A 21,716-nucleotide genomic window follows, 5' to 3' on the forward strand; every position below is an offset into this window, starting at 1 on the left:
AGGCGATCAGCGCGGCTGAAAAAGCGCCGTTTCCACGGTGCCTCGCGCTATCAACGTTCTGCCCAGCCCTGACCACACAGGCGAGAAAATCCCCGTATGTCGACATCCCCGGCTTCGCTGTCCTGAATAGCCTGAACCGATGACGTTGTTGCTGATAGCCATCAGGGTACATTTCTTATCTGAGGTCATGATGTGAAACAGCAGGGATACCGTTGAGACAGCAGGGCGTGACAGCAAGCGTGATCCTGACGACATAAAAGCCGATCGGGCATACGGCAGAAACGCCCGAACGGGGGGGTTTATCAACGTTGCTGATAAACTTCTGTGCCTGTCATTCGTGAGAACGGGGTCATAAGGCTTATCGCCTGTCCTCAGAACCAGGCTTCCCACATTGCACCCAGATTGAAGTCGTCCTGGATGTCGTTTTCACGGCCATTCACGCGCGCGGTGCGCGCATCGTCGACTTTGCCGCCGGTGACATAGAAGCGCAGCATGGGGCGGAACTCCGGTCCCATATCAATGGCGATGTTTTGCGACAGGGTCAATTTCCAGCCATTGTTACTGCCGCCTTCATCATAGTTTACGCGCTGATAACCGGCTTCCAGCCAGGTTGAATGGACGTCATTCCAGAAATACATCGGGCGAACAATCGCGGCGTAGTTTTTCCGATTGTCGCTTTTCAGTCGACGGTTGTCGTAATCGTGATAACCCAGCAAATACTCCACCTGTGCCTGCTGGGTAAACTGATGCTTACCTTCAAAGCTGGTGTAGACAGTGCGAAGGCCCTCGGTTTTGCTGAAAACGCTGTTATCCGAGTTGTCAGAGTAGCGGGTAATCACTTTATTCACGCCGTGGTCGTTGGTGTGGCTCAGCACAAACGCGCCCTGCCAGGCTTTCAGGCGATCGTCACTGTCCACCGCTTTGGAGTCGAAACCGTAATTAGCGTAGATCTCCAGATCCAGTGCGCCCAGCTTCATGCCGTGAATTTTAGACGTCGCGGCGTAGTTGCCTTTATCCCCGGTACCCGAACCGCCCGTACAGGTGATGCGCGACGGATTGGACTCGTCGCTGAGCACTTCAGGGCTACAGGATTCCACGGCAGCAACAGCAGCAACGTCAAATTTTATCCCGCCCACGTCGAAGTTTTTTACCCCCGCGCCCTGACCATCATGGTTCATCCAGAAATAATCATTGATGTTCTGCTGTGGACGCTGATGAAAGTCCCGTCCGGCCCAGAGATAGGCGTCAGGATTTGATGCCAGCACATTGGTGACGCCGGCATAGGCTTTTTTCAGGTTAACTTCATCGCCCCAGTGATCGATCATCACATTGACGTCCCAGAGGGCACCACTTTGGCTCTTAAATGCTTTGGAGAGCTGGAACTCGCCACCGTTGCCTTCGTTGCCCAGACGACCGATACCGGAGGCCCCGTTGTAAGAGCCGTCCACGCCAACATATTTCTGATCGCCGCTTTGGTAATGCGCACCGTAGCGTGCGTAGCCGCTGAACGTCACCCCAAACGGAATAGCCCGGTCCGGTGACTGAACCGGACTTTGTGGTTCGGTCACCTCATCCGTTGTCTTCGCCACTGCCGCATCCCTCTTTGCCTGACGTTCTGCCAGGGCTTTATCGACGGCTTTGGCGACGATGGCGTCGATTTGTTCCTGCGTAAATTCCTGTGCTGCGCTCACAGCAGGGCACAGCACGGCGACCACCGCCAGAGGTAATGGAAGGTTTCGAATAATATTCATGGTTGTCTCGTTTGCACAGCGTCCTTCAGGTTGATTATGTTCAACCCGAATAACGGCGTGTGTTAATGAACAGACAATAACCATCCTGCACCGGTTAATTGATCACCAGAACAAGTTGATTTTTATATTATGGTATTTTCCAGAGGACGCTTATTTTTCCGTTTTTCTCCTGTGATATATATTTTTATTGCCGTTGATAGAGATGAATAATTTCTTCTGAGAGTTCACGCGCCAGTAACGACGTCATTAAATGATCCTGAGCATGAACCATAATTAACGTCATAGGCTGTCGCCCTTCGCCAGCGTCCTGCTCAATTAATCGGGTTTGCATTTGATGAGCCAGACGAGAATAGTCATCGGCTTCCCTTAGTCGATCTTTGGCCTCGTCGACGTTACCCTTTCTTGCCGCCTGCAGGGCTTCGAAACACAGGCTGCGGGCATGTCCTGCATTGACGATGATCGTCATTACGGCCTCTTCAAGTTCAATCATAATCGCTGCTCTCAATTAAAACCGTTATTTGCGGCAACCTCAGCAAACCATTTGCCGCTCTTTTTAATCGTACGTTTTTGCGTTGCCAAATCTAACTGCACAAAACCGTAACGGTTTTTATAGCCGTTCAGCCATGACCAGTTATCGATAAATGTCCACATATGATAACCCAGGCAGTTACAGCCTTCGCTAATGCCTTTATGGAGCCATTTGAGATGTTCGGAAACAAATTCGATACGATAATCATCCAGTATTTCACCGTTCTGGATAAAACGCTGTTCATTCTCTACGCCCATGCCATTTTCAGAAATAAAACAGCGTGGATTCCCATAATTAACGCGTAGGTTGGTCAGAATATCGTAAATACCGGGCGCGTAAATTTCCCATCCGCGGTATGGATTCATTTTTCGTCCTGGCATTTCGTAATGATCGAATAACCATTCCGGCATAAAAGGTGCATCAGGATTGACGGCGCTATCCCGACACTTAACACGGCGCGGCTGATAATAGTTAACGCCCAGCAGGTCGATGATGCCATCGGCCATGACTTCGCGGTCCCCGGGCTGGCAGCGCGGAAGCTGATGGTACTGACTCAGTAAACTCATCAGATCCATTGGGTATTCGCCCTTAAGAACCGGATCTAAAAAGCTGCGGTTAAACAGCAGGTCTGCATGATGCGCGGCTTGTACATCTGCCGGATTCGCCGAGCGCGGATAGGACGGCGTGAGATTCAGCACTACGCCAATCTCGCCGTCATAACCGCCGTTACGCCAGGCCCGCACCGCCAGCGCGTGAGCCAGCACAGTGTGCCAGGCCACGGTCGCGGCGCGTCTGAAATCCACCACGTTCGGGTAGTGAAAATCATACAGATAGCCACCTTCGACCGGCACAATCGGCTCGTTAAAGGTAAACCAGTGCTTCACCCTGTCACCGAACAGGTCGAAACAGCGCTGGGCGTAGCGGCTAAACGCTTCCACCACTTCACGGTTCTCCCAGCCGCCTTTTTCCTGCATGGCCAACGGCATATCGAAATGAAACAGGGTGATAAAGGGCGTAATGCCCTGCGCCAGTAACGCATCGATCACCTTGTTATAAAAATCCACGGCTTCGGGATTCACTGTGTCGGTGCCGTCAGGCATCAGGCGCGCCCAGCTCAGCGACGTACGAAAGCTGTTGTGTCCTAACTGCTTCAGTAACGCGATATCGTGCTGCCAGTGCTGGTAAAAGCCAGAGGTGTTCTGCGGGCCAATGCCCTGATGGAAACGGTGGGGTTGCCGTGCAAACCAGCGATCCCAGGTGGTCGGGCTTTTACCGCCATTCAGGCTGTCACCTTCGGTTTGCAACGCCGAACTGGCGCTGCCCCACCAGAAATTTTCAGGAAAACGGTAGTTCATGTCACTGGCTCCTTAAGCGTGTGGATGACCGTGCTCGGGATGGCCTGCTGGCGCGGCATCCTTGATTTTTTTCTCTTCAGCCTTAATCAGACTGCGTTCATAGGCTCGCAGGAAGGGTAGGTACATCAGCGCCGACATCAGCATACAAACAAGGCACATTACCAGCGGGCTGAGCGCCCAGTTGGCTGCCCAGGATGCACCAATCGGGGCGGGTGTGGTCCAGGGCGTGAGCGAAACCACCTGAGCGATCCAGCCGAGTTTTGTCGCGGTGTACGCCAGCACGGCGTTAATCATCGGAACGCACACGAAGGGGATAAACAGCAGTGGATTCATAATGACCGGGGCACCAAACAGGATCGGTTCATTGATATTAAAAAAGCTGGGTACCACGCCCATTTTACCGATGGTGCGCAGATGCAGCACCCGGCTACGCAGCAGGAGGAAGGCCAAGGGTAAGGTGGAACCCACGCCGCCAATCAGCAGGTAGTGATCCCAAAAGCCCTGCAGGTAAACATGCGGCAGGGCGGCACCGGCGGCCAGGGCTGCCTGGTTAGCAGACAGGTTAGCCATCCAAAAGGGGTTCATAATGCCGGTGACGATCAGGGCACCGTGAATACCGGCAAACCAGAATATCTGACAGAGCAGTACGGAAAGTAAAATGGCGGGCAAGGAGTCCGAAGCAGAGACCAGCGGCTCCAGTAAATGCATGATGGCCTGCGGCATAATCATGCCGGTTTGCGCTTCGATAAACAGGTTGAGCGGATGTAACGTTGCGATAATCACCAGGACTGGGATCAGAATCTCAAAGGAGCGGGCCACGCCGGTGGGCACTTCTTTGGGCAGTCGGATAGTGACATTATTTTGCTTTAGCCAGGCATAAACCCGGGTGGCGTAAATGGCGGTAATCAAGGCAGTAAAAATCCCCTGACCGGAAAGATACTGGGTTGAGATCTTTTCATCCGCATAGGGCGCGGCCACCAGTAAAAACGCCATAAACGCCAGCAAACCCGACATGATGGGATCAAGGTTAAACTGACGGCCCAGGCTGGCACCAATCCCGACCGAGATGAAAAAGGTCATAACGCCCATGCTGAGATTAAATGGCAGCATCAGCTGTTGGCGATAGGTGATGGAAAAGTCGAGCCACGCACGGGCAACGCTGTTAGTGGTGTCCGCTGAAAATGGCGGAAAGATAAATACCAACATAAACGACCCGATAATCATAAACGGCAGTGCCGCCGTAAAGCCGTCACGAATCGCTATCACATACTTTTGCTGACCTAACTTTCCGGCGAGTGGCGTAATGGACTGTTCAATTACCGTCACCATCGACTGATATAACGAACTCATAATGACACCTTTCTAGTGTGCCGCTTCAATAAGCGACAGAGCGTAATCCAGCACCTTGTCACCGCGTTGCATGCCGTAATCCGTCATATCAATAGCCCGGACAGGAATGCCGTGGGTGGCAGCTTTTTCAGAGAGCATGGCTAACATGTACTTTACTTGTGGGCCGAGCAGGACAACCTGATAGTGTGGAAACTGCGTATCAAATTCTGAAACGCCCCAGGCATCGATCTGCACACTGAGACCACGCTGTTCCGCAACCTCTACCATTTTACGTACCAGCAGGCTGGTGGACATGCCCGCTGAACAACACAACATAATCCTGATCATGAGTAACGCTCCTTTAAATGAAAACGTGGACGGATATGATTTGATACGATACGGAAACCGGTTTCCATTTGTCGCAAAAGGAACTGTGACAGGCGTCATGATCTTAAGGAAACGAGGTGTTTTATTACGATTCAGATCACGTAATTGGGGATTTTTGTCGAAGATTGAGAAGAGATGGAAAATCGGTTTCCACAAAAAAATGAAAACGCTATACTGCCAATGGTGATAATTTGAGCCGCAGCGTTAGTCAGTAATTCAGGGATCCTGTGGGTTCTTTTAGGGGAAAATGATGTCTACTATCAACGATGTATCGCGTCTGGCTGGTGTGTCAAAAGCCACGGTGTCACGCGTGTTGAGTGGGTCACGCGGCGTAAAAGAAGCCAGCCGCGTCGCAGTATTAAAAGCGGTGGATGAACTGAATTATCGTCCAAACGTGATCGCTCAGTCATTGCTGAGCCAGTCCACCGGTTGTATTGGCGTAATTTGCGCGCAGGACAATATTAACCAGACGACCGGTTATCTTTATGCGCTGGAAAAACATCTTAGTCAGCACCAAAAACACCTGTTGCTCCGTTTCGCGAACAGCAAATCAGAAGTGATGCACTGTCTGAATGAGCTGACCTGTGGCTTGTGTGATGATGTATTGATTATCGGCGCTCGTTTCCCGCTCAATCTTCAGCAAAAAAACGTGATTCTGGTGGATTGTCTGGAAACAGGGGATGACGTGAGCAGTATCCAGTTCGATCACGCTTTCGCTGCTGAAACCGCCTGTCACTATCTGATAAGCCAGAATCGCCGCCAGATCGCCCTGATCCATCCTGACGGAATGGGTTTTTCCGAGCAGGTGCTGCTGGGCTATAAGCACGCCCTGGAAAAAAACTTTCTGCCTTTTAACCGTAACCTGGTGTTTATGGACTCCACATCCTCCTCGGTCGCCCTACAGGAGTTGTTGAATAACGCGTCCACGCTGAACTTTAGCGCATTGCTGGTGGCGGATGAACAGCAGGCCCAAAAAGTCATTCCACAGCTGCAGGCATTCAACAAACAGGTTCCCACCGATATTATGGTTTTTAGCCTGGCTGGATCGCTGAATTTGCCCGGCATCCCAACCATTCCGGCGATTGAGTATTCAATGGACGCCATGGCTGCGCGCATCGTGAAGGCACTGACTGAACAGACGCGAAGCGTGCTGAACGCCTATGTGATGCGGGGTGACCTGATTATTCCCGATTTTCGCCAGCGCGAGCACCGTTAATCCATACGTTGCTCCATCTGCTCAATGATTGCCAGCGCCAGTCCTGTTGCCGGCGCAAGATGTGAGGTCAGGAAATGCACCTGAGTATGGGCGGCAATAAACGCCAGTTTGTTTGCCTGCGTCTGATTGAGTACGGCCTGGCAAAATGTCGGACTGATGCTCCAGGGGCAATCAATAATGATATTGGCGGGATTCAGTAACAACATGATCTGGCTGAGCGCGATGCCCAGATAGTTGCCCGCCAGTTGCATGACTTCGTTCACCACGTTAGGTGCGCTGTCACGGCTTTGCCAGGTCAATCCCGGCTGACGCTGAGCCAGTTGCTGATTAATGGCGGGTTTGCTGATCATGGCTTCCAGACAACCCTGACGGTTGCAGCTACAGCGAGGGCCATTAGGTTGCACGGTAAGGTGACCGGCTTCACCTGCGGTCCAACTGTTGCCCGTGAAAACGACACCGTGCTGTACCAGCGCACCGCCAATGCCTTCAGCGATACGTAAATAAAAATGCCCGCTCTCGGCGGGCAATTTGAGTTGTTGTACAGACAGCAGGGCAGCCGCTCTGACGTTATTCATAATGCGAATCGGCAACTGAACCTGTTTGCGTAGGTTGCTCGCCAGGTCAACGTCCTGCCAGCCCAAATGGGTGGATAAATGCATCCAGCCCCGCCTGGGATCAACGACGCCAGGAAAACCCAGTCCGATGCCTAACAGACCCGGCCACTCCTCGGTAAGTTTGTCACATAAGGCGGCCACCTCGGCCAACAGCGGCCCCGGCCTGCTGGTATCTGTACGCAGGGTTTGCTCAGCAATCGTCTGGGAAAAATAATCACACACCTGCCAGTGAATCAGGTTCTTTTCCACCATGATGCCGGCGCTGACCAGCTTTTCCGGGCGCAGGGTGATATGAATTTTAGGGCGGCCCGCCGCAGAGACGCTGGCCTTTCCCAGCTCCTGCACTAAATCCTGTTCCAGCAGGTCATCAATAATCTGCGACACGGTATTTTTACTGATTGCCAGTATGTGTGCCAGATCCTGACGCGACGTGATACGCAGCTGACGCAGTTGTGCCATCACCCGCTTTTGGTTATTCAGCCGCATTAATGCAGGCCCTTTGCCAGTTACTTTCATGGCGGCTTACCCCAGATGTGAAAATCGGTAGCGGACCTACCAACGATGAAGTCTTATTAGTTTGATGTCTAATCAAAACTTAGCATTGGGCAGATAGGCTGCCAAACGGCAATAGCATCTGGACGGGGGAATTAAGTCAGAAATGGGTGCCAGGCCACACGATTGTGTAATGGCAGGATAACGTGCTGGCCCGCCTTAGCGGGCAGCACATATCAGTATTCATCACCGCGAACGCGGCTGCGATAGCTTTCCCAGTCAAAGCGAACCCACAAACTGTTGCCCAGGCGCATACGATCCATAACGCGCTCACCCAGCAACGCATTCATACCGGCGTGATCAAGGTTAGAGAGCATACCTGTGGGGCGTTTTGAGGATGAACGGCGGTCCACGATCTGGTTAATAATCACTTTCTCGTAGCGCGATTCACTTTGCATACCGATCTCATCGATCACCAGCAAATCAACGCTGCTGAGATCCTGAATCAGTCGCTCTTCCGTGATTCCGCTGCTGCCGCTAAAGGTGCCTTTCATGCTCGACATCAGGTCAGCTACCGTGACGATGAGCACGCTCTTACCCCGTAAAATCAGGTCGTTACCAATGGCTGCCGCCAGGTGATTTTTACCGGTACCGGGACGGCCTGAGAAAACGAAGCTGGCAATACTGCCGTCAAATTCTGCCGCGTACTGGCGAGCAAGTTCCAGGGCTTTGCGCTGGCCTTCGTTTTCAACCCGATAGTTATCGAACGAGCAATTGATGTGTAACTCGCGAATACCAGAACGGCCCATGATGCGCTGCATTTTCATGGCGCGGTTCTCACGCACAATGGATTCTGAGCGCAGGCGGCCCTGTTCCTGATTCCAGGCCAGTAACTCTTCACCATTGGTGAACTTTGGGCGAGTGCCCGCGGGCATCATCCGTTTCAGACGGTTAAACAGATCGTTCAGCGTTTTCATTATTCACCCCGGAAACCATCAGGAATTGTGCTGTCAGGATTCGGCAACTGCGTAATATCACGTCTGGGCTGTCCGCCATTCGCGGCGCGGTTCATCTGCAGGCTGCGCGCCAGTTTCTGCTGCCACTGCACATGATGAAACAGACGGCCTTCGGCCTGCCAGTAAGCCACAAAGGCAGCCAGTTCGGCCGCCGTGACCGGCTCGCTTAGCGCCACGCCCCAGATGGCCGCCTGACGCGTAAAGTCAGCGTCCGGTTGCCAGCCATCATACATGGCGAATTTACCCACCGGCGTATGCAGCGTAGCAGAAACATCGTCATACAGGCTGTCATCCAGCGCCACATCAGTGGGTTGCTGAGAGGCTGCCTCAAGTGCCAGCAGCCGTGCCAGACGTACTGGCGTGATGGCGTACATCACGGGCGTGTAATTTTCCAGCACCGCCAGCGTGCCGTCTTCAGCCTGCTGCAAGGCGCTGAGTGGATCCTGACGGAAAGCCTCAAGACCAATAAGCGTTGACGTTAAGATTTTGACTGACATGAAAAGACCTGCGGTTAACTTACACCGAACACCGGATAAAATAACCCGGTGCAGAAGCGCATATTGTACCTTTTTTAACGCGCAGGATCGCTGAAAAAGCGTTGTGGATAGCAACCCAACTTAATGCGTTAGCACAACCGTTGGGTTGACGTGGCAGTGTTTACCTGACGCGCTTAGCGCCGGGTTTGCCACAGATAGCGAAGCCCGGCCAGCCAGCACAGGCTGTAACCCAGCAGTTCAACGCCTTCTTCAGCCATATTTTTGACGCCTCGATTATAGTGATCGGGCATCAGGTGCTCCCACAGCGCGTTCATACCAAACAGCCGGGAGAAAACCAGCACAATCATCAATCCGGCCGCCATGACGGGCCAGCGATTGTGATTCAGCAGATCCGCCAGCGCGCTGATGGTTTGCTTAGGTGTTCGCATGGCTACCGCTAAACTGCCCAGCGCAATCGCCAGCGCAAACCACACCCAGCTACCATGACGGATGAGATCGAAGAAAAAATCCAGTTCACGGATAAGCATACAACTGTAAAAACCGGCAATTAAGGTTAAACCACCCCGTTGTTCGGGCCGATGACGAGCGGCAATAAAAAACAGCGCGGCAAGACTGACCAATAACAATTCCTGCACGGTTTCGGTAAAAGACGCTTCATGCAGCGCATTATCCATCCAGACCACATCCACATAGAGGGGGCCGATCATTAAGGTGATAAACAGGGAAGTAAAAAGAAATACCGTGAGCTCACGGCCAATAAGGATTACATCGTTACGCATGGAGTTACCTGAAAATGACTATCGTTATCATTATATTTTTATTCGTCGCACCTGCCTTCGCTTTTTATGCGTGATCGATTCAGCGAACAACATAACCTGCGTTGATAGCCGAAGCGGCCTCGCAAATTACGCGGCTTAGGGTTCAAAACGTCAGGGATTGCCTCTACTATCGGGGAAATCAAAATAGCGCGCTATATAAGGACTAATGCAATGCAACGATGTGGCTGGGTAACGCAAGATCCTGTCTATCTGGCCTACCATGACAAGGAGTGGGGCATCGCGCAGAGAGATAAACAGGCGCTGTTTGAAATGTTGTGCCTGGAAGGCCAGCAGGCGGGGTTGTCCTGGATTACCGTGCTGAAAAAACGCCAAAATTACCGCGCCGCGTTTCACCAGTTTGATCCGCAGGCCATTGCGTTGATGGATGAGCAGGATATCGCGCAGCTTATGCAGAACAGCGGCATTATCCGTCATCCAGGCAAAATCGCGGCGATTATTGCAAATGCCCGAGCCATGTTGGCAATGGAAGCAGAAGGCGAGGATTTTGCCCGTTTTGTCTGGCAGTTCGTCGATAATCAGCCCATTGTCCATCACTTCGCCGACTATAAACAGAGCCCGACAACCTCCGCGCAGGCCATTGCGCTTTCAAAAGCACTCAAAACACGTGGTTTTAAATTCATCGGCCCGACAATTTGTTATTCATTTATGCAGGCCTGCGGCCTGATTAACGATCATCAAACCAACTGTTTTTGCCATCCTGACAACATTTAACGCCGATCCTTTACAAAATAAGACATTGTCTCAGGATTTTCCTCACTTTTGCGCGGCATAATCAGTACCACTTAGGGGATAAGATGCCTCGTTGTGATGAACGTAAGGGATAAATAATGCAGAAAAAGTTAATTGCTCTCACCCTGTTGTTAAGCGGTAGCCTGGTGATATCGGGTTGTACCACCAATCCTTACACTGGCGAATCTCAGGCCGGTAAATCCGGTGTAGGTGCAGGCCTTGGCGCATTAGTGGGCGCAGGCGTTGGCGTACTTTCTTCCTCGAAGAAAGATCGCGGTAAAGGGGCATTAATTGGTGCGGCCAGCGGCGCGGCATTAGGCGGCGGCGTGGGTTATTACATGGATGTCCAGGAAGCGAAGCTGCGCGACAAAATGAAAGGAACCGGCGTTAGTGTGACCCGTCAGGGCGATAACATCGTGCTGAACATGCCGAACAATGTGACCTTTGATTCCAGCAGCAGCAGCCTGAAACCGGCGGGGGCCAATACACTGACCGGTGTGGCAATGGTGCTGAAAGAGTATCCCAAAACGGCCGTCAATGTTGTGGGACATACTGACAGTACCGGCTCGCGTGCGTTGAACATGCGTCTGTCGCAGCAGCGTGCCGAAAGCGTTGCCAGCGCCCTGATCGTTCAGGGTGTCGCAGAGAATCGTTTGCATACTCAGGGCGCAGGGCCAGACAGCCCGATTGCCACTAACAGTACTGAAGCCGGTAAAGCGCAGAACCGCCGCGTTGAAATTACGCTCAGTCCGTTGAATTGATTATCCCGCCCCCGTCTCCGGGGGCGAAATACGGCTCGCTGTCATTTTTTCGACAATTTTCGGTAATAAAATTGGCAAGGGTTCCAGTTGGGAACCTGCGCACGGTGCCTGTCAACGCTTTATGCCAGAATGATTCAAATTGAACAATGGATAACGCATCATGTCACTGAAAGCCATTGCGTCAGTATTAGGTCTCTCCGTTACCACAGTGAGCCGTGCACTCAACGGTTATGAGGATGTGGCCAAACAAACACGCCAGCGTGTGGAAGAAGAAGCACAGCGACGCGGCTACCGTCCCAATGTTGCCGCCCGACGTTTAAAAACCGGACGTGCCAACGCGGTAGGACTGGTTTATCCGATGAGCGCTCCGCCACTCAGCGACACGCACTTTAACAAGATATTAGTGGCGCTCGATCAGCGTCTTTCTCACTACGATATCGATCTCCTGTTATTAACCGATAAACCGCATGACGGGCAGCGTTCACTGATTCGCATGCTGCGCAGCCGGGCGGTCGATGCGATCGTCGTTACGCACACCTCACCTCATGACGAGCGCCTGCTCAGCCTGCAGCAGAAAGGTTTTAATTTTCTGACGCTGGGACGGAGTGATGCACAGCAGGATCATGCCTGGTTTGACGTCGACAATGCCGCCGGTTCGGTTCTGGCCGTGAAGCACTGTCTGGCGCTTGGCATGCAACGTATCGCCTGGCTCGGTGGCAACGAGACCTGCACGTTTGTGCGCGATCGCCGCCAGGGTTATCTGAATGCGCTGGATTCCGTGCCACCTTATGCCACCGCCGTGGTTGAACCGTCGCGTCGGGCGGGTTATCAACAAATTACAGACTGGCTGGCGCAAGGGCTGCAACCTGAGGCAATTATCACCGATTGCAGTGCGCTGGCGGAAGGCGCGCTAATGGCATTGCAGCAGGCGGGTCGCCTGCAGGGTAAAGACGCCATCACCTTAATTGCGTGGGACGGGCTACCGGCTGATGCCATTATCGATTACCCGATTATCGCCATTCGCCAGGCCAGCGAGCAGCAGAGAGGGGAGCAGGTAGCGACGATGATAATGCGCCTGCTGGAAGGCGCGCCGTTGGCGCAACTGCAGGTACTGTGGCAACCCTGGCTGCAACTTCCCCAATGACGCTATCTTTTTTGCCATGTTGTATGCCTGTGGTAGTCTCGCCGGATGCTTAATTTGCGGAAGACTTTATGAAAACCAGGCCGTCTCGCGCCACGATCAGCGATGTTGCTCACGCGGCAAAAACCGGTAAAACCAGCGTCTCACGCTATTTAAACGGCGAGCAACATTTGCTCTCTGCCGATTTAAAAGCGCGCATCGAGCAGGCGATTAGCGATCTTAACTATCGGCCAAGTCAGATGGCGCGTGGCCTGAAACGCGGGCGTACCCGACTGATTGGCCTGATCATCGCCGATATTACGAATCCCTATTCTGTGGACGTGATGTGCGGCATTGAAGCCGCCTGCCGCGAATGTGGCTTTACATTGCTGATGTGTAATACCAATAACGAAGTCGATCTGGAGCAACATTACCTGCAGTTGCTGAGCAGCTATCAGGTTGAAGGCATTGTGGTCAATGCGGTTGGCATGCATGAAAAGGTCCTGAGCCGGTTACAACAGTCGTTGCTGCCCATGGTACTGATCGATCGAAAAATCCCTGATTTCCCGTGCGATGTTGTCGGGCTGAATAATGCCGAAGCGGCAGAAACGGCCACTGGCCATCTTATTGATAACGGCTATGAGTCACTGCTGTTTCTCAGTGAACCGCTTGGAAGCGTGAATACGCGTCGGGAACGGCTACAGGCGTTTCGCCAGCGTTTGGCTGCGCATCCCGCGATCGTCCATGAGAACGCCGAGGTCGCGCTGCACCAACCGGAGCTGATGGATAACGTCCTGCGCGACTTTCATCAGCGCCATGCGGGAAAACGCTGTGCGGTAATGGTTGCCAATGGCGCGCTAACCCTGCAGGTGGCCCGCTCCCTCCAGCGCCTTGCGCTGCACTGGGGCAGCGACATTGGTCTGCTGGGATTTGACGAGCTTGAGTGGGCTGCATTGGCCGGGGTGGGTATTACCACCTTAAAGCAGCCGACCTGGCAAATCGGTTATCACGCGCTTGAGCGTCTAATTTCCCGTATCGACGGTCACGATCATCCCCCTTGCGAACAGGTTTTCTCGGGCGAACTGATTGTTCGCGGTTCCAGCCAACGCCTGCGCTGATTTTCAGACTCTTCCTTTCGATTACGTGCTCACTTCGTGAGCACGATCATAATTTCGCGTTTTGCCACTTTGCTTTGGAACCGGTTCCATTTAACGTTTTTGTAACGCAAATGCCGATTTTCACATCAGGAGCCCGTAATGAAGCCCGAAATCATCGTCGTGACCGCTGCTTATGGTCATCAACAGGTTGCTGCACTGGGCGGGCAGTTAGCGCTTTTGCCCATTATCCAGCAGGCCGGTGCCGACGGTGTGGAAATCCGCCGTGAACTGTGTGATGACACCACGCTAACGCATTTACCCGCGCTGGCGCAGGCGGCGCGGCAGCACCAGTTACGCGTCAGTTATTCGGTGCCCGACACCTTGTTCAGCGAGGACGGCAGGCTAAACCCACTGTTGAAAAGCTACTTTAGCGAAGCACTTCAGCTCAATGCACAACGGTTGAAAGTGGCGCTGGGAAACTTCACAGGTGCGCTGTACAGCGAAATGCTGCGTAAGCTTATGACGGAATATGGCATTCCCCTCACCGTAGAAAATGATCAAACGCGCTTTGGTAAGCAGCAGCCCATGTTGCGTTTCTTCAACGCTGCCCAGGAGGCGGCGCTGCCGATCGGCATGACGTTTGATATGGGCAACTGGTACTGGACGGATGAAGACCCGCGTCAGGCGGCGGACCTGCTGGCGGGCCATGTGGGTTACGTGCATGTCAAAGCGGCGGCGCCGCAGGGAACCAGCTACCGCGCGATAGCGCTGGATGACGCTCCGCCTGGCTGGCAAAGCCTGTTACACCGGTTACCTGCAACAGCGCCTCGCGGCATTGAGTTTCCGCTGGAAGGCAACGATTTGATTGCGGTTACGCGCCATTATGTGACGCTGCTGCGTAACGTCTGAGGAGTACATATGACAACCCATCCAAACGGCACGCTTGATGTGATCACCATCGGTGAGGCCATGGCCATGTTTGTCGCCCGTGAAACGGGCGATTTGGCTGCTGTAGAAACCTTTGTTAAGCGCGCCGCTGGCGCTGAACTGAATGTGGCAATCGGTCTGGCGCGCCTTGGCCTGAAAGTGGGCTGGGTAAGCCGCATTGGGCAGGACGCCTTTGGTCGCTTTATCTGTCAGGTGCTGGACAAGGAAAATATTGACCACCGCCAGGTGATCGTCGACTCGCACTATCCCACCGGTTTCCAGCTTAAATCCAAAGTCGATGACGGTTCAGATCCGCGGGTGGAGTACTTCCGTAAAGGCTCCGCTGCCAGTCATCTGTCGCCAAAGGATTTTGACCACGACTATTTCGGTTCCGCGCGCCATTTGCATCTTAGCGGCGTGGCGGCGGCGATTTCAGACAGCTCGCTTGCGCTGACAAAGCATGCGGCTAAAGAGATGCGGGCACGAGGCAAAACTATTTCGTTTGACCCCAATCTGCGACCTGTGTTGTGGCGCAGCGAAGATGAAATGCGCAAGCAACTCAATCTGTTAGCGGAATACGCGGACTGGGTACTGCCTGGAGAAAAAGAGGGCTATATCTTAACCGGCTATCGTCAGCCGCAGGATATCGCCGATTTTTATCTCGATAAGGGCGTGAAAGCGGTCATCATTAAAACCGGTTGTGACGGTGCCTGGTACAAAACGGCCAGCGGTGAGCAGGGCCAGGTTGAGGCGATGAAAGTCGATAACGTCGTTGATACTGTGGGGGCGGGAGATGGTTTTGCCGTGGGTGTGGTGAGTGCGTTGCTGGAAGGGAAGCCACTGGTACAGGCGATTCGCCGGGGTAACAAAATAGGTTCACTGGCGATTCAGGTTATTGGCGATAGCGAAGGTTTGCCGACACGTCAGCAGTTAGGCGATGCGTAGCCCAGCCCGCAAACACAGACAGAGGAGTTTCCGATGAAAACGCAGACTATCGCGCCAAAACGCTGGTGGTTCATCATGCCCATCGTGTTTATTACTTACAGCCTTGCCTACCTTGACCGTGCAAATTTTAGTTTTGCGTCGGCAGCGGGCATTAATGACGATTTGGGCATCACGAAAGGCATGTCATCATTACTGGGCGCCCTGTTCTTTCTGGGATATTTCTTTTTCCAGATCCCTGGGGCAATTTATGCCGAACGCCGCAGTGTAAAAAAACTGATTTTCTGGTGCCTGATTCTGTGGGGCGGCTGTGCTTCACTGACCGGTATCGTCAGTAACATTCCCATGCTTGCGGCCATTCGTTTTGTTCTTGGCGTTGTCGAAGCCGCCGTGATGCCCGCCATGCTGATTTATATCAGTAACTGGTTTACTAAATCTGAACGCTCGCGGGCCAATACCTTTCTGATCCTGGGCAATCCGGTCACGGTATTGTGGATGTCAGTGGTGTCCGGTTATTTAATCGAGGCCTTCGGCTGGCGGGAAATGTTCATTTTTGAAGGCATTCCCGCGGTTATCTGGGCCGTGGCCTGGTGGTTCTTAGTGCAGGACAAACCGTCGCAGGCGCGCTGGATGAGTGATGCAGAAAAAGCCGCGCTGCAGGCTGAGCTGCAAAAAGAGCAGGAAAGTATTAAGGCGGTACGCAACTACGGCGAAGCCTTCCGCAACCGCAATGTCATCATTCTCTGTTTGCAATATTTTGCCTGGAGCATTGGCGTTTACGGTTTCGTACTGTGGTTGCCTTCAATTTTGCGTAATGGCACTCAAATGGGCATGGTTGAAGCCGGCTGGCTGTCAGCCGTACCTTATCTGGCGGCCACCATTGCGATGGTGCTGGTTTCCTGGGCCTCAGACAAAACGCAAAACCGTAAGCTGTTTGTCTGGCCACTGTTGCTGATTGGTGCACTGGCGTTCCTGGGCTCGTATCTGGTCGGCTCCGGCAATTTCTGGCTATCCTATACATTACTGGTGATTGCGGGGGCGGCGATGTACGCGCCATATGGACCGTTCTTTGCCATTATTCCGGAAATGTTGCCGCGTAATGTCGCGGGTGGTGCAATGGCATTGATTAACAGTATGGGCGCGCTGGGTTCCTTTATCGGTTCCTGGATTGTGGGTTATCTGAATGGTGTGACCGGCAGTCCTTCTGCCTCCTATATCTTTATGGGCGGCGCGTTACTGCTGTCAGTGGTACTGACGCTTATCGTCAAACCCGCACAGAATAAGACGCCGCCGCTTCACGGGGCGAAACCGGCCTGAAAGCGTAAGCGTTAGCACCTTCTCCGGGCGACCTTAGCGTTGCCCGTCATTCATTTACAGGGAGCTATCTGATGAAACCCGCCGTCATTCTCTATAAAAAATTGCCTGACGATCTGCGTGCGCGCCTTGCAGAACATGCCACGGTGACCGAAATCGACGATCTGTCGCCAGAAAGCCAGCAGCAGCATGAAAAGGCGCTGCAACAGGCCGAAGGATTATTAGGCTCGGGCGGTAAAGTCAATGAGGCGCTGCTGGCAAAAATGCCTAAGCTACGGGCCTGTTCCAGCGTTTCTGTGGGCTATGACAACTTTGATGTAGATGCGCTAAATCAACGTGGCGTGGTGCTAATGCATACGCCAACGGTGCTGACAGAAACAGTCGCTGATACCATTATGGCGCTGGTCCTCAGCAGCGCACGACGCATTCCGGAACTGGATGCCTGGGTAAAGGCGGGTAACTGGCAAAAAGGCATTGGCCCGGATCGCTTTGGCACCGATGTGCACCATAAAACCTTGGGAATCCTTGGGATGGGCCGCATTGGAATGGCGCTGGCCCAGCGGGCGCATTTCGGTTTTGGCATGAAAATTATCTACCAGGCTCGCCGCCAGCATGAGCAGGCCGAATCACAGTTCGCGGCGCAACGCTGTGAATTGGAAACGCTGCTAAAACAGAGCGACTTTGTCTGCATCAGTCTGCCGCTGACCGAAGAAACCCACCATTTGATTGGCGCGGAACAGTTAAAGCTGATGAAGCCTGATGCCATACTGATCAATGCCGGTCGTGGCCCGGTGGTGGATGAAAAGGCGCTGATTGCCGCCCTGCAGGACGGTACTATTCGTGCCGCCGGACTGGATGTGTTCGAGAAAGAGCCCTTACCCACTGACTCGCCACTGCTGTCGTTGCCGAATGTGGTGACGCTGCCGCACATTGGTTCAGCAACCCATGAAACCCGATACGGGATGATGCAGGATGCGGTAGAAAATCTGATCGCAGCGCTGAACGGCAAGGTAGAAAAAAACTGCGTTAATCCGCATGTGCTGACGTAATCCCTACGGCTTTCCATTGCGCCCGCCGGGAGCGGGCGTTATGGTGGTTCACCCATTCTTTATTACAAATTTTTAACCGTTATGGCCTTTTCTCAGTTCGGCGACAAATTTACTCAGCATTCTGGCATCTCACGTCTGATGGAAGACATGGGCGCAGGCTTACGTACGCCTGGCACTATCATGCTCGGCGGCGGCAATCCTGCGCAGATCCCGGCAATGAACGACTATTTTCAGCAGTTGCTGCAGCATATGCATGATGAGGGCAAGCTGAGTGAGGCCCTGTGCAATTACGATGGCCCACGCGGTAAAGCGGTGCTGCTGGATGCGCTGGCGGCGATGCTGCGCGAGCAGCCTGGCTGGTCCATCACTGCACAGAATATCGCCCTGACCAATGGTAGCCAGAGCGCGTTTTTCTATCTGTTTAATCTGTTTGCGGGACGCCGCAGTGACGGCAGCAAAAAACGTGTGCTGTTCCCACTGGCACCAGAATACCTGGGTTATGCCGATGCGGGCCTGGATGAGGACCTGTTTATTTCGGCTAAACCGAATATTGAGTTGTTGCCGGAAGGACAGTTCAAGTATCACGTCGATTTTGAACATTTACCTATGAATGACGACGTCGGCCTGATTTGTGTCTCACGCCCAACGAATCCCACCGGCAATGTGATTACTGATGATGAGCTGCTGCAGTTGGATGCGCTGGCGCAGCAGCATGAGGTTCCGCTACTGATCGACAATGCTTATGGTGTGCCGTTTCCGGGCATTATTTTTAGCGATGTCCGGCCTCTGTGGAATCCCAATATCATTCTTTGCATGAGTCTGTCCAAGCTCGGTCTGCCTGGCGCACGCTGCGGCATTATCATCGCTGATGAAAGCACCATTGCGGCGATTGGCAACATGAACGGCATTATCAGCCTGGCACCAGGCAGTATTGGCCCGGCCATCGCCTGTGAAATGATCCAGCGTGGCGATTTGCTGCGACTGTCTGAAGCGGTGATCAAGCCTTTCTATCAGGACAAGGTTAGGCAGACGATCGCCATTATTCGTCGTTACTTAACTGCGGATCGCTGCCTGATACATAAACCCGAAGGGGCAATTTTCCTCTGGCTGTGGTTTCGCGATTTGCCGATCAGTACGGAGTTGCTGTATCAACGACTTAAGGCGCGAGGTGTGCTGATGGTACCCGGACACTTTTTCTTCCCTGGGCTGGAACATGACTGGCCGCACACACATCAGTGCATGCGTATGAACTATGTGCCGGATGCTGAAAATATTGAAAAAGCGGTACAGATTCTTGCAGAAGAAGTGGAAAACGCCTGGCGCGACAGCTGATTTTGCGGCTGCATCATCATAAAAGGCCGCCGTGTGCCCATGGCTAACCTGTGCTTTAACGTGACGCTGCCTCAACCTGGTGTTGCCGGGCAGTAGACGACTATTTTTGCATTATCGGTCAACGCGGTTGGGCTCATGGCTGTTGTGGCCTGAGACGAGCAAAAGGAGTGTGCTGTGTCGGGAAAAGATATGCTGTTGGCCCTTTGTGTGGTGGTTGCCTGGGGCGTGAACTTTGTGGTGATCAAACTGGGCCTGCAGAATATGCCGCCCTTCTTGCTGGCCGGACTGCGTTTTGCTCTGGTCGCCTTTCCCGCCATTTTGCTGGTGCGTCGTCCTGCCGTACCACTGCGCTGGATTTTACTGTACGGCATGACCATCAGTTTTGGGCAGTTTGCGTTTCTGTTTTTGGCGATCAAGCTGGGCATGCCGGCAGGCCTGGCCTCGCTGGTGCTTCAGGCACAGGCGTTCTTTACGTTGCTACTCGGGGCGCTGTTTCTGGCAGAGAAACTCCGCTGGAATCATATCGTGGGTATTATTATCGCCACTCTGGGTATGTTTTTGTTGGCGACCTCGGGAATGGCGGGCCAGAGTGCAGCCGGTATTACGCTGACGACGATGATGCTGATGCTGGCGGCGGCGTTCTCCTGGGGACTGGGCAATATCACCAATAAGATCATTACGCGTCACTATCCCGTACCGGTGATGTCATTGGTGGTCTGGAGCGCCCTGGTTCCGGTTCTTCCTTTTATTGGCTGTTCGCTGCTGTTCGACGGTGAATCGGCGATAATGAGTAGTCTGACGCAGATTAACCTGCAAACGATACTGGCGCTCGTTTATCTGGCGTTTGTCGCGACCATTATGGGCTACGGCATCTGGAGTACCTTGCTCAGCCGCTATGAAACATGGCGCGTTGCGCCGTTGTCTCTGCTGGTGCCTGTGGTGGGGATCGTCAGTGCGGCCTTGTTGTTGGGGGAAACGCTATCACTCCAGCAGGTTGTGGGCGCAGCGGTAATTATTGTCGGGCTCCTGGTGAATATGTTTGGTGGCATGATCAGGCAGCGATGGTTTATGCGTTCGCAAACATAAATCATCCGGCTGAGAGTGCAGGCATCTGACGAGCGTACCATCTCCATCAGCGCGATCTCGCCGATCTGATGGACAGACTTGTCCCTGTGCTGCTGTCCGGTTATCTTTCATCATCACAGGTCGTATCCTTAGTACATTATATTATGCAGGCGGGGGAAACCCTGGCCGTCGAGGCTTTTATCCAGGAACTCGCCCGGCGGGTACCGCAACACGGAGACGCGCTAATGACTATCGCACAGCAGCTTGAACAAAAAGGCATTCAGAAAGGCATTCAGAAAGGCATTGAGCGAGGGATTCAGCTCGGACGACAGGAAGGCCGCAATGAAGGTAAACGCGAAGTCGCGCGAACCATGCTGCAGAATGGTCTCGATCTCTCTACCGTAATGAAAATGACGGGCCTGAGCGAAGAAGAGCTGGCACAGATTCAGCACTGATTTTACGCCACCGCAACGTGCTCCATGAGGCTATTGCAAACCTGATGCCTCATTATGCTTCGCTTTGCCCGTTCCCGCGTCAGTCGCCGCATCGCCCTGATACACGCTTCAACGAGGCAGGGCTGCAAAACGTCTTTATTGCCAATGTCATCCATAAAAAAACGGCCACAGCAGCAATGCTGTGGTCGTTCTCCAGAATGACTTAGCCGTTACGGCCGTTTTATTTCAGAATTTCAATCCGGCGTGGTTTTGCTTCTTCAGGCACCAGACGCTCAAGATCAATGCTCAATAACCCATTTTCCAGACGCGCATCACGCACGACGATATGGTCAGCCAGCTGGAATTTGCGCTCGAAATTACGCTCGGCGATGCCCTGATAGAGATACTTACGTTCAGTCTGCTCTTCTGGATGGGCACCACGCACGATCAGCACGTTATCGTGGGCAGTAATATCAAGTTCACTCTGGGCAAAACCGGCCACCGCGATGGTAATGCGATAATGGTTTTCATCAACCAGTTCGACATTATAAGGAGGATAACCCCCGTTGCTCTGATTTTGATTGGACTCAAGCAGGTTGAACAAACGATCAAAACCGATAGCAGAGCGATAAAGTGGAGACAGATCAAAGTTACGCATAAAAATACTCCTGAATGTCAGCAAGTTTTGGCAACCTTCCAGCAGTGGACAGGTTGTGTCGTACCGCATTGCCCCTTACGGCGGCAACCTTAACGGCCTGCTATAAAAATGGGTGCAGGTAACATGCTTTCAAGGTGCCGTACGTAATTTTTTCGCCAAATCGGTGAAATGACATACACTCAGGGGTACATAGCCGGACCAGAACGGACTTCACTAGCGGGTGATAAGGTATTCTGGCGAGCCAACTCAGTCAGGTGTTGCCA

Annotated in this window: 21 protein-coding genes and 1 pseudogene; 12 read left to right on the forward strand and 10 right to left on the reverse strand. The window is 53.1% G+C overall.

Annotated elements, in window-relative coordinates; translation table 11 throughout:
* Window positions 1-371 precede the first annotated feature (371 nt).
* The 5 genes from CMR03_RS21025 to CMR03_RS21045 all read right to left on the reverse strand — a co-directional run bounded on the left by CMR03_RS21025 (window position 372) and on the right by CMR03_RS21045 (window position 5,312).
* Window positions 372-1,751, reverse strand: coding sequence for a carbohydrate porin (locus CMR03_RS21025; RefSeq protein ID WP_096012586.1), 1,380 nt, complete (start codon window positions 1,749-1,751; stop codon window positions 372-374).
* Window positions 1,752-1,935: 184 nt separating this feature from the next.
* The gene (locus CMR03_RS21030) at window positions 1,936-2,241 is read right to left on the reverse strand and encodes a PTS lactose/cellobiose transporter subunit IIA (RefSeq protein WP_063877804.1); all 306 of its coding nucleotides are present in this window, start codon (window positions 2,239-2,241) and stop codon (window positions 1,936-1,938) included.
* A gap of 11 nt (window positions 2,242-2,252) precedes the next feature.
* The gene (locus CMR03_RS21035; RefSeq protein ID WP_096012564.1) at window positions 2,253-3,635 is read right to left on the reverse strand and encodes a glycoside hydrolase family 1 protein; all 1,383 of its coding nucleotides are present in this window, start codon (window positions 3,633-3,635) and stop codon (window positions 2,253-2,255) included.
* Between the two features lie 12 nt (window positions 3,636-3,647).
* Complete coding sequence (locus tag CMR03_RS21040) at window positions 3,648-4,985, reverse strand: PTS sugar transporter subunit IIC (protein WP_096012565.1); 1,338 nt, start codon at window positions 4,983-4,985, stop codon at window positions 3,648-3,650.
* Window positions 4,986-4,997: 12 nt separating this feature from the next.
* Window positions 4,998-5,312, reverse strand: a complete 315-nt coding sequence (locus CMR03_RS21045; RefSeq protein WP_063877807.1) for a PTS sugar transporter subunit IIB — start codon at window positions 5,310-5,312, stop codon at window positions 4,998-5,000.
* Window positions 5,313-5,601: 289 nt separating this feature from the next.
* On the opposite strand from CMR03_RS21045, the gene CMR03_RS21050 reads away from it, so the two are divergent.
* Window positions 5,602-6,567 (forward strand): LacI family DNA-binding transcriptional regulator, encoded by a 966-nt coding sequence (locus tag CMR03_RS21050; protein ID WP_096012587.1) that lies wholly within the window; start codon window positions 5,602-5,604, stop codon window positions 6,565-6,567.
* On the opposite strand, the gene CMR03_RS21055 is transcribed toward CMR03_RS21050, so the two are convergent.
* From CMR03_RS21055 to CMR03_RS21070, 4 genes are all read right to left on the reverse strand, one after another.
* Complete coding sequence (locus CMR03_RS21055; protein ID WP_096012566.1) at window positions 6,564-7,697, reverse strand: ROK family protein; 1,134 nt, start codon at window positions 7,695-7,697, stop codon at window positions 6,564-6,566. The two genes, CMR03_RS21050 and CMR03_RS21055, sit on opposite strands and share 4 nt — an antisense overlap.
* 212 nt (window positions 7,698-7,909) lie before the next feature.
* Window positions 7,910-8,650 carry a replicative helicase loader DnaC gene (gene dnaC / locus CMR03_RS21060; RefSeq protein ID WP_096012567.1) on the reverse strand — a complete coding sequence of 247 codons (741 nt, stop codon included), beginning with the start codon at window positions 8,648-8,650 and terminating at the stop codon, window positions 7,910-7,912.
* The gene (gene dnaT / locus CMR03_RS21065) at window positions 8,650-9,186 is read right to left on the reverse strand and encodes a primosomal protein DnaT (protein ID WP_096012568.1); all 537 of its coding nucleotides are present in this window, start codon (window positions 9,184-9,186) and stop codon (window positions 8,650-8,652) included. The genes dnaC and dnaT overlap by 1 nt, the downstream gene beginning before the upstream one ends.
* A 173-nt stretch (window positions 9,187-9,359) precedes the next feature.
* Complete coding sequence (locus tag CMR03_RS21070) at window positions 9,360-9,965, reverse strand: hypothetical protein (protein WP_096012569.1); 606 nt, start codon at window positions 9,963-9,965, stop codon at window positions 9,360-9,362.
* Between the two features lie 210 nt (window positions 9,966-10,175).
* On the opposite strand from CMR03_RS21070, the gene CMR03_RS21075 reads away from it, so the two are divergent.
* The 11 genes and pseudogenes from CMR03_RS21075 to CMR03_RS21125 form a co-directional block, all read left to right on the forward strand.
* Window positions 10,176-10,736 carry a DNA-3-methyladenine glycosylase I gene (locus tag CMR03_RS21075; RefSeq protein WP_063877812.1) on the forward strand — a complete coding sequence of 187 codons (561 nt, stop codon included), beginning with the start codon at window positions 10,176-10,178 and terminating at the stop codon, window positions 10,734-10,736.
* Between the two features lie 116 nt (window positions 10,737-10,852).
* The gene (locus CMR03_RS21080) at window positions 10,853-11,515 is read left to right on the forward strand and encodes an OmpA family lipoprotein (protein ID WP_063877813.1); all 663 of its coding nucleotides are present in this window, start codon (window positions 10,853-10,855) and stop codon (window positions 11,513-11,515) included.
* Between the two features lie 160 nt (window positions 11,516-11,675).
* Window positions 11,676-12,659, forward strand: a complete 984-nt coding sequence (locus CMR03_RS21085; protein WP_096012570.1) for a LacI family DNA-binding transcriptional regulator — start codon at window positions 11,676-11,678, stop codon at window positions 12,657-12,659.
* Between the two features lie 68 nt (window positions 12,660-12,727).
* A complete protein-coding gene (locus CMR03_RS21090; RefSeq protein WP_063877815.1) occupies window positions 12,728-13,753 on the forward strand; it encodes a LacI family DNA-binding transcriptional regulator in 1,026 nt (341 codons plus the stop codon).
* A 138-nt stretch (window positions 13,754-13,891) separates the two neighbouring features.
* Window positions 13,892-14,641 carry a sugar phosphate isomerase/epimerase family protein gene (locus CMR03_RS21095; protein WP_096012571.1) on the forward strand — a complete coding sequence of 250 codons (750 nt, stop codon included), beginning with the start codon at window positions 13,892-13,894 and terminating at the stop codon, window positions 14,639-14,641.
* Between the two features lie 9 nt (window positions 14,642-14,650).
* On the forward strand, window positions 14,651-15,604 hold the full coding sequence (locus CMR03_RS21100) for a sugar kinase (protein ID WP_096012572.1): 954 nt from the start codon (window positions 14,651-14,653) through the stop codon (window positions 15,602-15,604).
* A gap of 33 nt (window positions 15,605-15,637) precedes the next feature.
* Window positions 15,638-16,918, forward strand: a complete 1,281-nt coding sequence (locus CMR03_RS21105) for an MFS transporter (protein WP_096012573.1) — start codon at window positions 15,638-15,640, stop codon at window positions 16,916-16,918.
* 71 nt (window positions 16,919-16,989) lie between these two features.
* Window positions 16,990-17,964: a glyoxylate/hydroxypyruvate reductase GhrB gene (ghrB, locus tag CMR03_RS21110; RefSeq protein WP_063877819.1), complete on the forward strand. Its 975-nt coding sequence runs from the start codon at window positions 16,990-16,992 to the stop codon at window positions 17,962-17,964.
* Between the two features lie 81 nt (window positions 17,965-18,045).
* Window positions 18,046-19,296: a valine--pyruvate transaminase gene (locus CMR03_RS21115; protein ID WP_096012574.1), complete on the forward strand. Its 1,251-nt coding sequence runs from the start codon at window positions 18,046-18,048 to the stop codon at window positions 19,294-19,296.
* A gap of 174 nt (window positions 19,297-19,470) precedes the next feature.
* Entirely contained in the window at window positions 19,471-20,382 is a 912-nt protein-coding gene (locus CMR03_RS21120; protein ID WP_063877821.1) for an EamA family transporter, read from the forward strand.
* 38 nt (window positions 20,383-20,420) lie between these two features.
* Window positions 20,421-20,816: pseudogene (locus tag CMR03_RS21125) on the forward strand (Rpn family recombination-promoting nuclease/putative transposase); the annotation flags it as partial.
* Window positions 20,817-21,036: 220 nt separating this feature from the next.
* Here the strand turns inward: CMR03_RS21125 and ibpA are convergent.
* A complete protein-coding gene (gene ibpA, locus CMR03_RS21130; protein ID WP_014332924.1) occupies window positions 21,037-21,453 on the reverse strand; it encodes a small heat shock chaperone IbpA in 417 nt (138 codons plus the stop codon).
* Window positions 21,454-21,716 lie beyond the last annotated feature (263 nt).

Origin of the sequence: Pantoea allii (genome assembly GCF_002307475.1) — a bacterium.
GTDB lineage: Bacteria > Pseudomonadota > Gammaproteobacteria > Enterobacterales > Enterobacteriaceae > Pantoea > Pantoea allii.

Bases quoted from the DNA above. Each gene is read 5' to 3' on its own strand.
- ibpA (WP_014332924.1), bottom strand. From the start codon at position 21,453: ATGCGTAACTTTGATCTGTCTCCACTTTATCGCTCTGCTATCGGTTTT.
- dnaT (WP_096012568.1), bottom strand. From the start codon at position 9,186: ATGTCAGTCAAAATCTTAACGTCAACGCTTATTGGTCTTGAGGCTTTC.
- CMR03_RS21050 (WP_096012587.1), top strand. From the start codon at position 5,602: ATGTCTACTATCAACGATGTATCGCGTCTGGCTGGTGTGTCAAAAGCC.
- CMR03_RS21070 (WP_096012569.1), bottom strand. From the start codon at position 9,965: ATGCGTAACGATGTAATCCTTATTGGCCGTGAGCTCACGGTATTTCTT.
- CMR03_RS21055 (WP_096012566.1), bottom strand. From the start codon at position 7,697: ATGAAAGTAACTGGCAAAGGGCCTGCATTAATGCGGCTGAATAACCAA.
- CMR03_RS21030 (WP_063877804.1), bottom strand. From the start codon at position 2,241: ATGATTGAACTTGAAGAGGCCGTAATGACGATCATCGTCAATGCAGGA.
- CMR03_RS21035 (WP_096012564.1), bottom strand. From the start codon at position 3,635: ATGAACTACCGTTTTCCTGAAAATTTCTGGTGGGGCAGCGCCAGTTCG.
- CMR03_RS21115 (WP_096012574.1), top strand. From the start codon at position 18,046: ATGGCCTTTTCTCAGTTCGGCGACAAATTTACTCAGCATTCTGGCATC.
- CMR03_RS21080 (WP_063877813.1), top strand. From the start codon at position 10,853: ATGCAGAAAAAGTTAATTGCTCTCACCCTGTTGTTAAGCGGTAGCCTG.
- ghrB (WP_063877819.1), top strand. From the start codon at position 16,990: ATGAAACCCGCCGTCATTCTCTATAAAAAATTGCCTGACGATCTGCGT.
- CMR03_RS21025 (WP_096012586.1), bottom strand. From the start codon at position 1,751: ATGAATATTATTCGAAACCTTCCATTACCTCTGGCGGTGGTCGCCGTG.
- dnaC (WP_096012567.1), bottom strand. From the start codon at position 8,650: ATGAAAACGCTGAACGATCTGTTTAACCGTCTGAAACGGATGATGCCC.
- CMR03_RS21105 (WP_096012573.1), top strand. From the start codon at position 15,638: ATGAAAACGCAGACTATCGCGCCAAAACGCTGGTGGTTCATCATGCCC.
- CMR03_RS21090 (WP_063877815.1), top strand. From the start codon at position 12,728: ATGAAAACCAGGCCGTCTCGCGCCACGATCAGCGATGTTGCTCACGCG.
- CMR03_RS21040 (WP_096012565.1), bottom strand. From the start codon at position 4,985: ATGAGTTCGTTATATCAGTCGATGGTGACGGTAATTGAACAGTCCATT.
- CMR03_RS21045 (WP_063877807.1), bottom strand. From the start codon at position 5,312: ATGATCAGGATTATGTTGTGTTGTTCAGCGGGCATGTCCACCAGCCTG.
- CMR03_RS21100 (WP_096012572.1), top strand. From the start codon at position 14,651: ATGACAACCCATCCAAACGGCACGCTTGATGTGATCACCATCGGTGAG.
- CMR03_RS21095 (WP_096012571.1), top strand. From the start codon at position 13,892: ATGAAGCCCGAAATCATCGTCGTGACCGCTGCTTATGGTCATCAACAG.
- CMR03_RS21075 (WP_063877812.1), top strand. From the start codon at position 10,176: ATGCAACGATGTGGCTGGGTAACGCAAGATCCTGTCTATCTGGCCTAC.
- CMR03_RS21085 (WP_096012570.1), top strand. From the start codon at position 11,676: ATGTCACTGAAAGCCATTGCGTCAGTATTAGGTCTCTCCGTTACCACA.